Below are 8,161 nucleotides of genomic sequence, written 5' to 3'. Positions count from 1 at the left end.
ATCGTCGAACGCGTAGTGTAGCGAACGCGTGCCCGTGAGCGCTTGCGCGCCTAAGATGCTCTTCAGTGTTTCTTGCAGCTCCAGCGTCGTTGCCAAGACGGACGGCGATGCGGCTCAAGATTTGTGTCATTTGGAATGAGCGCTGGCATCATCAAAACAATTGGGATCTGACCCCGTTTATGTGACCCCGTTTATGTGACAGCGAATATAAAAAGAGTCGTTTAGCTCTGAAATCCTATTTTTACTCGAAATACTTTCAGCAACTCAGGTAAAGCAGCGGTATCAAACAACTGACCTGTGGCGCGGAAGAGGAAGTTGCGAAGTAGTGTTTCAAGCTCTGCGACTTCATGTACTCCTGATTCACTCACAGTAACTCGATCTACACAAACTATGTTTATCAGTTTTTGAGTGGTTGGTACAGGATGCCTCGTCATCAAACAAAGTACCTGACCGTTCGCATCGAATGCTCGTAGACTGGTGATGTCTGGAGATTCAATGCAACGCTCCAAATCCTCAATGGACTCAAACAAGTCCACGTCCCCATTATCAGAAACAATTAATGGGGTGATCATCAGAAACGATCCCAAACTGACTTGTCCGTTGACTTGGTTTCCCAAGGCCTATGTCGTCCGATACCTTGTCCAGGCTTCGTCGCGTTAGTCACAGCGTCCATACCTCGTCGATGGTAGTGCGGCAATTCACCGAGCGCGTTACCAGTTCGATTCCCGAAGGGGGCAACGCGTAAGTTGGATCCAAACGTAATTTCGCGTCCCGCTGCATACAATCCCTTCGCTAGTTTTGCGGCCCCACCACCAACAACAAGTTCTTCAACAGGGTACGAACCTTCGAGTGGCTTGTCAGTCCAACATGTGCTGTCGCACACCATGTGGTCGTCTGGGTAGAACGTCGCCTCATATCCGCGCTGAGCTTTCGTCGTTTGGCTAGTCAACTCATTAAACAAATACCCAAACACCGCAGTCGTCGCCCCATTCTCAAACTTCCCACCGGCAAATGTCGATCCTACACCCCCGGCCACTGCAGTCGCTATGCCCTTCGCAATCACTTCGCCGACCGGCGCATTGGTGCCCACACCGCCAATCTGATTGGTCGTGAATTTACCAAACACCGCACTGGCAGCCCCTTGGCCGCAGTTGCCGCCACCGGCCACGCTGCTGACGCAGCCTGCGCCTGCGTGGGCTGCGTAACGGGCATACGAATTAGCTTCGCCTACTCCACCTGCTGCACCAAACAAAGCACCGGTCAAACCACCTTGCACTCCAGCCTGTAGTGACTGATTCAAATTTGCCCCGCCCAATGCCGCCCCAGTAAACCCGGCAGCGGCACCGCCAGCAGCGCCACCGGCGATCGCGGCTGTTCCTGAAATCCCCCCCAGCTATTGTGAAAGCAGTTCCACCCCCAAGGGTTGTAGCTGCGGCTGCACCCTCATACCAGGCGGCAGCTGCGCCGCCCGTGAAATACGCCACACCCACCACCACCGCAATCCTAAACAACTTCTTCAAACTGATAAACCCACTCGGATCCGTATAAGCCAACGGGTTGTTCATCACATACGCATACCGGTTGTAACTTTGCAGGTTGTCCGGTGCCTGGATGAACGGGTCCGCACTCATGAAGCGCCCAATCAACGGGTCATACACCCGCCCGTTCATGTGGATCAGCCCTATCTCGTCCAGGTGCTCGTGTTCGGTGTACCCACGGTCGGTGTTCACGCCCACCAGGCTGTCGCTCTTGTCCGCCAAGCCGTTGGCTTTGCGCCGCTTGCCCCAAGGGTCATAGGCCAACCGCTCGACCACTTGCCCCGCCTCATCGGTGATCACGCTCATCGAGCCCAGGTGGTCTTGGTGGAAGTAGCGCACTTGCGAGCTGCGTTTGCTCGGGTCACTGGCCGTGCTGCTGACGCCCGCGCCGCTGCGCGTGGTCACCATGGCAAAGGTCATGCCTGCCGCTTGCAGGTAATGGCGGTTTTCTGTGACGCCGTTGGCTTTGAGTTCTTTTTCAAACAAGAGCGCGTTGTTCTGGCCGTGCAGGTACCAAGTGGTGCCGCCCATCATGTTGGTGGGGGCGTTGGCCGTCAGGGTGACGGTTTGTTTGACGCGTTGGTGTTCGGGGCCGTAGACAAAGGCGAGTGTGCGGTCGGAGGTGGCGCCTTCAGGTGTTTTTGCTGTCACGCCAATGTTGCCGTACTTGAACTCTCGGGGCATGTTAAAGCTGGTGTAGCTTTCCCAGCGCACCGTGTGTTTGCCGCTGCTGCTGTCGTGGCTGACGGTGTACATCAGGTTGCCGTTGCCCGTGGGCACGCTGCCGTTGGACTTGGCTCCTGCGATGTGATCGTCGAACGCGTAGTGTAGCGAACGCGTGCCCGTGAGCGCTTGCGCGCCTAAGATGCTCTTCAGTGTTTCTTGCACCTCCAACGTCGTTGCCAGGACGGACGGCGATGCGGCTCAAGATTTGTGTCATTTGGAATGAGCGCTGGCATCATCAAAACAATTGGAAGCTGACCTTGTTTATGATGAAACAATTTAGATCTGACCCCGTTTATGAGATCTGACCCCGTTTATGTGCCGCCACACACCGCACTGCCGTTTAGCCGCTAAAAAAGGAATCCCCATGACCACCGTTCAAGTTGAATTGCCCGATGTGCTGGCCCAAATCGCACAAGCCGCTGGACTGCTCACGCCACAAGCACTAGAGGCCATGCTGCGCGAGCAGCTCAAGCGCCAGTCAGGGGATGCCTTGCGCACCCTGTGGGTCAGCGCACCGCATGAGGAGTTGACACCCGAAATTGAACGAATGATTGATGAACAGGTTCAGGTGATACGCGCCCAGCGCAACAAGCTGGCGGCCCATTGAGCGGTAGCGGCCTGCGCGGCTCGAGACTGCGCCTGGTGCTCGATACCAATGTGGTGGTGTCCGGTTTATTGTGGGGCGGCCATTCGCGCCGCTTGCTGGAGCTGGCGCTAAACGACACGATTTCGCTGTACAGCAGTCCGGTGCTGGTCGATGAGTTGAGCCAAACCTTGCACTATGCCAAGCTGGCCAAGCGCATCACGGCGCTGCAAACCACGACGCATGCGCTGGTGGCGCATTACAGTGCCATGGTTACGCTGGTGGTACCGATGCAGGTGCCACGTGTCGTTGCGCAGGATGCCGATGATGACCAGTTGCTGGCGTGCGCAGTTGAAGCACGCGCCCATTTGATTGCCTCAGGCGATCAGCATTTGCACAGCTTGGGCGGCAATTACCAGGGGGTGCGCATCGTGACGCCAGCCGAGGCGGCGGGGTTGTTGCATGCGCTCTAGCCAAGCAGACCCAGCGGCTAAAAAGACAAGCCACTTGAAACCCACAGCTTTAGCGGCTGGTGGGGGTTTCGGGCGGCTTTTTAAGGCATTTGCAACACCCAGCCTAGTCATTACGATCCTTCCTCCCAACACTGCACCCACTGCACATGGGGTGCATGCGACGCATACGGCAGTGCAAAGGCGCTCACGACTGCGTCGGGTGTTCCGCCAGATAGCGCCTCAAAGCCTGGTTGATGCGCGTTTGCCAGCCCTGCCCTTGGGCGCGAAAGGCTTCCAAAATATCCTTGTCCAAACGGATGGCCACCTGCTCTTTGACGCCACTGCCCGCAGGCCTGCCGCGTTTGCGGGCCAAGGCCAAGCCGTGCGCCAATTCCTCTGGCGTTGCCGGGCGCTCGTCCTCGTCTTGGCCGTCCCACACATAAGGGGCCTCGCGCTCTTTGACCTTCAAAGCCGTGATCAGGTTTTCACGGCTCATCGCATTCGTTTTCGATCCAGACAAGGTAAGCCTCTCTTTCTTCGCGGCTGGCACGGCGGAAACGGATGATTCGACAAGACGCATCGCGCGCCGTGTGTACCACCGTCAAAACAGCCAAAAAACCCATGGCATACGACATGGAAATGGTGCGTGGCTCGCTGCCGCGAACCACCGGGATGTCCAACCGATAACGGGAATCCAAAACAACACCTGCCAAGGCAAAGTCCAGACCGTGCTTACGCAGATTGATTTGCCTCTTGGTGTCATCCCAACTCAGCTTGGCATCCATTGAATTAATGTAGATGCGAATAATAAAACTGTCAAGACCAAATAGGCTTGCAGGGAACGCTGCAAAGTGAGCTCAGCGACAGCGGCACGTCCTTGTTCAATCCTTGAAATACACCAGCTGGTGCGTGCTCGCCAGCAGCTGCCCTTCTGGGCTCCAGAGCTCGCCGGTTTGGTCAAAGTAGCCGTGGCGGTAGTTGAGCGCTTTGGCCACCCCCAGCACATGGCGCGTGCCGACTTGCGCCAACAAGGCGCTGTCGGCGTGGAAATAGGTGGTCAGAGACACCGTGCCCATCAGGGCGCGGCGACGGCGACGGATGTAGATGCGCGGGAAAAAGCTGTCACTCATCGCCGCCAAAGAAGCAAAGTCCATCGCCCGCTCGGGCTCGTCGCGCACCCACAGGGTCGAGCGCGAATGGGCTTGCTCTTGCTCGTCAAAGGCCGCAGGAAATGCGCCCTCAACAAAACGCATGTCGTAGCGCTGCGGCCAGGCGGGCATGCCTTTCACAGGCATGCGGACCAAAGCCTCGGGTGTGGGCACATGGGCGGGCATCAGCGCCTCCACAGCCGACCAGGTTTCGCGGCGCACGGCAAACACCGCTGTGGCGGTGGCCACCACACCTGAAACTGAACCTGAACCTACACCTTTGCCTGCGCCTTCGCTTGGATCTTGGGACTGGTGGGCTTCGATGGTCCAGTGCTGGGTCGATCGGTTGGTGCGCACAGGCCTGGCCACAAAGCAGATCGGGCCGTCGGCCACCGGGGCTGCAAAGTTGACCGTCAGGGCCACCGGCTCGCCCAAGCGTTCGGGGTGCAGCATGGCGCATTGCAACAACTGCGCAGCGGTGGTGCCGCCAAAGGGCCCCACCATGTTGGCATAGGCCGGGTGGGCCGCGCCCGAGAATGCATGGGGTGCGGTGGGACACAAATCAATGGCTTCGTCGAATGGGTGCATGCTGCGATGTTAGGGCTTGCCTTGCAAGACCACATGAAAAAGTATGGTGCCGAATTTTCCAGAGGCTTCTGGCGGGTCTTGGTCGGCTGCGCCAAAGCCGTGTTTGCCGCCGCTTTCCCCCCGCTGGGAATTGGCTTTTTGGGCGTTTCGCTGGCTTTGGGCCTGAGCGTCTTGCGCATGGCCTTGGGCATCGCTCACATCTCGGGCTGTCACCTGAACCCAGCGTCCTCGATCGGCTTGTGGGCAGTTGCTGTTTTTTTTGGTCAAGACCTGTTGCCTTGGTTTACCGCCCGATGGGCTCCAAAGAAAACTGAGCTTTCCACATGCCTGCAAGCTCATCCCCACAGCCATCCACCTACATGGCCTTTTTCATTGAAAGCAAAGAAGATACTTGCGCCGCAATCGCCAGCGAACTGGTCAAACCTGGCGACTCGATGCCCAGCAAATTCACCAAGCCGGGCACGCCGTGCTCGGCGGGGCCTTGGATCAGAAAATCGGCCGCCACTTCATGCGGCGCGTTGATCTTGGGGCGCATGCCGGCATAACCTGGCTGCAAAGCGCCGTCGGTCAAACCGGGCCAGTACTTGCGCACTTCGGCATAAAAAGCATCACCCCGGCGCGGGTCGACTTGCAGGTCGGCAGGGTCATCGACCCACTGCACATCGGGCCCGAACTTGGCCTGACCGCCCAAGTCCAGCGTGAGGTGCACGCCCAAACCGGCTTTTTCGGGCACGGGGTAGATCAGGCGGGAGAACGGGGCCTTGCCCGCCAAGGCGAAGTAGTTGCCTTTGGCAAAGTACGCCCTTGGAAACGATTGCGCCAGCAAGCTGGGGTCCAAGCCGTCCATGCTTCGGGCCAGCGCCACGGCGCTCAAGCCTGCGGCGTTGACCAGCACTTTGCAGGCCAGCTCGGTGCCGTCTTGCGTGGTCACACGTATCGGGTGCGTGGCGGTGCCGTGCTGCAGGCCAATGTGCTGCACGGGCGAGACCAGCGCCAGCAAACCGCCGGCGTTTTCCATGTCGCCTTGCAGCGCCAGCATGAAGCCATGGCTGTCCACCACGCCGGTGCTGGGCGAGAGCAGTGCCGCCTCGCACTGCAGGGCAGGCTCCAGCGCCTGGGCCTGGGCGGCTGTGAGTTTTTGCAAATCGTGCACCCCGTTGGCTGCGGCCTTGGCCATGATGCCGTCCAGCGCCAGCACTTGTTCGGGGCTGGTCGCCACGATCAGCTTGCCCAGCCGCTGGTGGCCCACACCGCGCTCGGCGCAATAGGCGTAGAGCATCTGTTTGCCCAGCACACACAGCCGCGCCTTGAGCGAACCCGCCGGGTAATAAATGCCCGCGTGGATGACCTCGCTGTTGCGCGAGCTGGTGCCGGTGCCAATCGCCTTTTCCGACTCGAGCACCACCACCTCGCGGCCCGACAGCGCCAGCGCCCGGCCCACCGCCAAACCCACCACCCCAGCCCCGATCACCACGGCATCGACTTGGTCCACATTCACCTCCCGCATTGTTGGTTCGCGATTGTGGCCCAAGCCCTGCGCTCTTTGGCCTGTTTGGCCTGTCCATCTGACACCCGAAAGACAGACGAGCGCCGCCCAAAAGGGCAGACTGGTTCGCTGACAAACCAGGAGAGACCCCCATGTCATTGTTCAATTTGCACGGCAAAGTCGCCGTCGTCACCGGCTCCAGCCGAGGCATTGGCCGTTCGATCGCGCACCAACTGGCCCAGCAAGGCGCCAAAGTGGTGGTGTCCAGCCGAAAGCAAGACGCCTGCGAGACCGTGGTGCAAGAGATTCGGGCGGCGGGCGGTGAGGCCATGGCGATCGCGGCCAGCATCTCCCACAAGGCACAACTCGAAGCCTTGGTGGCCCAAACCCGTGCGGCTTGGGGGCCTGTCGACATCATGGTCTGCAACGCCGCGACCAACCCCTATTACGGCCCGGCCACGGGCATGAGCGACGAGGTGTTTGACAAAGTCATGCGCAACAACGTGCTGTCAAACGCCTGGCTGTGCAATTTGGTCTACCCGGACATGAAGGCCCAAAAAGATGGCGCGATCGTGATCGTGTCGTCCATTGGCGGTTTGCATGGCTCCTCGGTGATTGGGGCCTACAACCTGTCCAAAGCCGCCGACATGCAGCTGGCGCGCAACCTGGCCGTGGAGTGGGGCCCGGACAACATCCGCGTGAACTGCATCGCCCCGGGACTGATCAAAACCGACTTTGCCAAGGCCCTGCACGAGGACCCGGTGCTGAGCGCCAAGTACAACAACGAGACGCCGCTGCGCCGCATGGGCGAGCCCGACGACATCGGCGGCATCGCGGTGTTTTTGGCCAGTGCAGCAGGCCAGTATGTGACGGGTCAGACCATCGTGGCCGATGGCGGGATGATGATCCGCTGAGGCGTTGGGCGCTGGGCGCTGGGCGTTGAGCGCTGGGCGTTGGGCGTTGGGCGCTGGGCGCTGGGCGCTGGGCGCTGGGCGCTGGGCGTTGGGCGTTGGGCGTTGGGCGTTGGGCGTTGGGCGTTGGGCGTTGGGCGTTGGGCGTTGGGCGTTGGGCGTTGGGCGTTGGGCGTTGGGCGTTGGGCGTTGGGCGTTGGGCGTTTTCGATGGCGTGTCTAGCCCCGGCACTTGCACCCCGCAGGTCGGCACCTTCAGGTCCGACAGACGGTTGTCTTGGCACCGGGCCACATGTCGAAGCAGAAGCCACCGACCGCCGACAGCCGCCCACCTAAAACCGTCATCGCGAGGAACGAAGCGATCCATGGACTGCCACGTCGCTAAGCGCCTCGCAGTGACGGGGTGGTGGCCCTCAGACTGTAGGTCGGCACCTTCAGGTCCGACAGACGGTTGTCTTGGCACCGGGCCACATGTCGAAGCAGAAGCCACCGACCTACAGACGCTGACCAGCCTCTCACCAGCCACCAGCCGCCGACAGCCGCCCACCTAAAACCGTCATCGCGAGGAACGAAGCGATCCATGGACTGCCACGTCGCTGCGCTCCTCGCAGTGACGGTGGTGTAGGTGTCATCGCGACCCAGATTCCCGTCATCGCGAGTCGCTTTCCCGTCATCGCGAGGAACGAAGCGATCCATGGACTGCCACGTCGCTGCGCTCCTCGCAGTGACG

At 60.0% G+C, this 8,161-nt stretch carries 10 protein-coding genes and 3 pseudogenes; 4 read left to right on the top strand and 9 right to left on the bottom strand.

Annotated features, from left to right (window positions below; genetic code table 11):
- Positions 1 to 221: 221 nt before the first annotated feature.
- From ACIQ39_RS17455 to ACIQ39_RS17445, 3 genes are read right to left on the bottom strand one after another with little or no spacing between them, the layout of a single operon-like run.
- Positions 222 to 572 (bottom strand): hypothetical protein, encoded by a 351-nt coding sequence (locus ACIQ39_RS17455; protein ID WP_396435861.1) that lies wholly within the window; start codon positions 570 to 572, stop codon positions 222 to 224.
- Complete coding sequence (locus ACIQ39_RS17450) at positions 572 to 1,264, bottom strand: hypothetical protein (RefSeq protein WP_396435860.1); 693 nt, start codon at positions 1,262 to 1,264, stop codon at positions 572 to 574. The genes ACIQ39_RS17455 and ACIQ39_RS17450 overlap by 1 nt, the downstream gene beginning before the upstream one ends.
- A complete protein-coding gene (locus ACIQ39_RS17445; protein WP_396435859.1) occupies positions 1,218 to 2,426 on the bottom strand; it encodes an RHS repeat domain-containing protein in 1,209 nt (402 codons plus the stop codon). Before ACIQ39_RS17445 ends, ACIQ39_RS17450 begins: the two co-directional genes overlap by 47 nt.
- A gap of 202 nt (positions 2,427 to 2,628) precedes the next feature.
- On the opposite strand from ACIQ39_RS17445, the gene ACIQ39_RS17440 reads away from it, so the two are divergent.
- Together ACIQ39_RS17440 and ACIQ39_RS17435 are read left to right on the top strand one after the other, a co-directional pair.
- Positions 2,629 to 2,871 carry a hypothetical protein gene (locus ACIQ39_RS17440; protein WP_396435858.1) on the top strand — a complete coding sequence of 81 codons (243 nt, stop codon included), beginning with the start codon at positions 2,629 to 2,631 and terminating at the stop codon, positions 2,869 to 2,871.
- Between the two features lie 35 nt (positions 2,872 to 2,906).
- The gene (locus tag ACIQ39_RS17435; protein WP_396435857.1) at positions 2,907 to 3,320 is read left to right on the top strand and encodes a putative toxin-antitoxin system toxin component, PIN family; all 414 of its coding nucleotides are present in this window, start codon (positions 2,907 to 2,909) and stop codon (positions 3,318 to 3,320) included.
- 184 nt (positions 3,321 to 3,504) lie between these two features.
- Here the strand turns inward: ACIQ39_RS17435 and ACIQ39_RS17430 are convergent, their stop codons facing one another.
- The 3 genes from ACIQ39_RS17430 to ACIQ39_RS17420 all read right to left on the bottom strand — a co-directional run bounded on the left by ACIQ39_RS17430 (position 3,505) and on the right by ACIQ39_RS17420 (position 5,035).
- Entirely contained in the window at positions 3,505 to 3,795 is a 291-nt protein-coding gene (locus tag ACIQ39_RS17430; RefSeq protein ID WP_396435856.1) for a BrnA antitoxin family protein, read from the bottom strand.
- Complete coding sequence (locus tag ACIQ39_RS17425; RefSeq protein ID WP_396435855.1) at positions 3,785 to 4,084, bottom strand: BrnT family toxin; 300 nt, start codon at positions 4,082 to 4,084, stop codon at positions 3,785 to 3,787. The genes ACIQ39_RS17430 and ACIQ39_RS17425 overlap by 11 nt, the downstream gene beginning before the upstream one ends.
- A 96-nt stretch (positions 4,085 to 4,180) precedes the next feature.
- Positions 4,181 to 5,035, bottom strand: coding sequence for an acyl-CoA thioesterase (locus ACIQ39_RS17420; RefSeq protein WP_396435854.1), 855 nt, complete (start codon positions 5,033 to 5,035; stop codon positions 4,181 to 4,183).
- On the opposite strand from ACIQ39_RS17420, the pseudogene ACIQ39_RS17415 reads away from it, so the two are divergent.
- A pseudogene (locus ACIQ39_RS17415) lies at positions 4,988 to 5,233 on the top strand (hypothetical protein); the annotation flags it as partial. The gene ACIQ39_RS17420 and the pseudogene ACIQ39_RS17415 overlap by 48 nt on opposite strands.
- A gap of 157 nt (positions 5,234 to 5,390) precedes the next feature.
- Here the strand turns inward: ACIQ39_RS17415 and ACIQ39_RS17410 are convergent.
- A complete protein-coding gene (locus tag ACIQ39_RS17410; protein WP_396435853.1) occupies positions 5,391 to 6,542 on the bottom strand; it encodes an NAD(P)/FAD-dependent oxidoreductase in 1,152 nt (383 codons plus the stop codon).
- A 131-nt stretch (positions 6,543 to 6,673) separates the two neighbouring features.
- On the opposite strand from ACIQ39_RS17410, the gene ACIQ39_RS17405 reads away from it, so the two are divergent.
- Complete coding sequence (locus ACIQ39_RS17405) at positions 6,674 to 7,435, top strand: SDR family NAD(P)-dependent oxidoreductase (RefSeq protein WP_396435852.1); 762 nt, start codon at positions 6,674 to 6,676, stop codon at positions 7,433 to 7,435.
- Here the strand turns inward: ACIQ39_RS17405 and ACIQ39_RS17400 are convergent.
- Positions 7,396 to 7,572: pseudogene (locus ACIQ39_RS17400) on the bottom strand (GNAT family acetyltransferase); the annotation flags it as partial. The gene ACIQ39_RS17405 and the pseudogene ACIQ39_RS17400 overlap by 40 nt on opposite strands.
- Positions 7,493 to 7,798: pseudogene (locus ACIQ39_RS17395) on the bottom strand (hypothetical protein); the annotation flags it as partial. The pseudogenes ACIQ39_RS17400 and ACIQ39_RS17395, both read right to left, overlap by 80 nt.
- Positions 7,799 to 8,161: the final 363 nt, after the last annotated feature.

The sequence above is a fragment of the Limnohabitans sp. genome (genome assembly GCF_044361645.1).
GTDB lineage: Bacteria > Pseudomonadota > Gammaproteobacteria > Burkholderiales > Burkholderiaceae_C > Limnohabitans_A.
The sequence above is the reverse complement of the archived record's forward strand: the minus strand, read 5'-3'. Positions and strand labels throughout refer to the sequence as shown.

Coding starts and splice junctions, on each gene's coding strand:
- ACIQ39_RS17455 (WP_396435861.1), bottom strand. CDS start 572: ATGATCACCCCATTAATTGTTTCTGATAATGGGGACGTGGACTTGTTT.
- ACIQ39_RS17440 (WP_396435858.1), top strand. CDS start 2,629: ATGACCACCGTTCAAGTTGAATTGCCCGATGTGCTGGCCCAAATCGCA.
- ACIQ39_RS17430 (WP_396435856.1), bottom strand. CDS start 3,795: ATGAGCCGTGAAAACCTGATCACGGCTTTGAAGGTCAAAGAGCGCGAG.
- ACIQ39_RS17425 (WP_396435855.1), bottom strand. CDS start 4,084: ATGGATGCCAAGCTGAGTTGGGATGACACCAAGAGGCAAATCAATCTG.
- ACIQ39_RS17420 (WP_396435854.1), bottom strand. CDS start 5,035: ATGCACCCATTCGACGAAGCCATTGATTTGTGTCCCACCGCACCCCAT.
- ACIQ39_RS17410 (WP_396435853.1), bottom strand. CDS start 6,542: ATGCGGGAGGTGAATGTGGACCAAGTCGATGCCGTGGTGATCGGGGCT.
- ACIQ39_RS17405 (WP_396435852.1), top strand. CDS start 6,674: ATGTCATTGTTCAATTTGCACGGCAAAGTCGCCGTCGTCACCGGCTCC.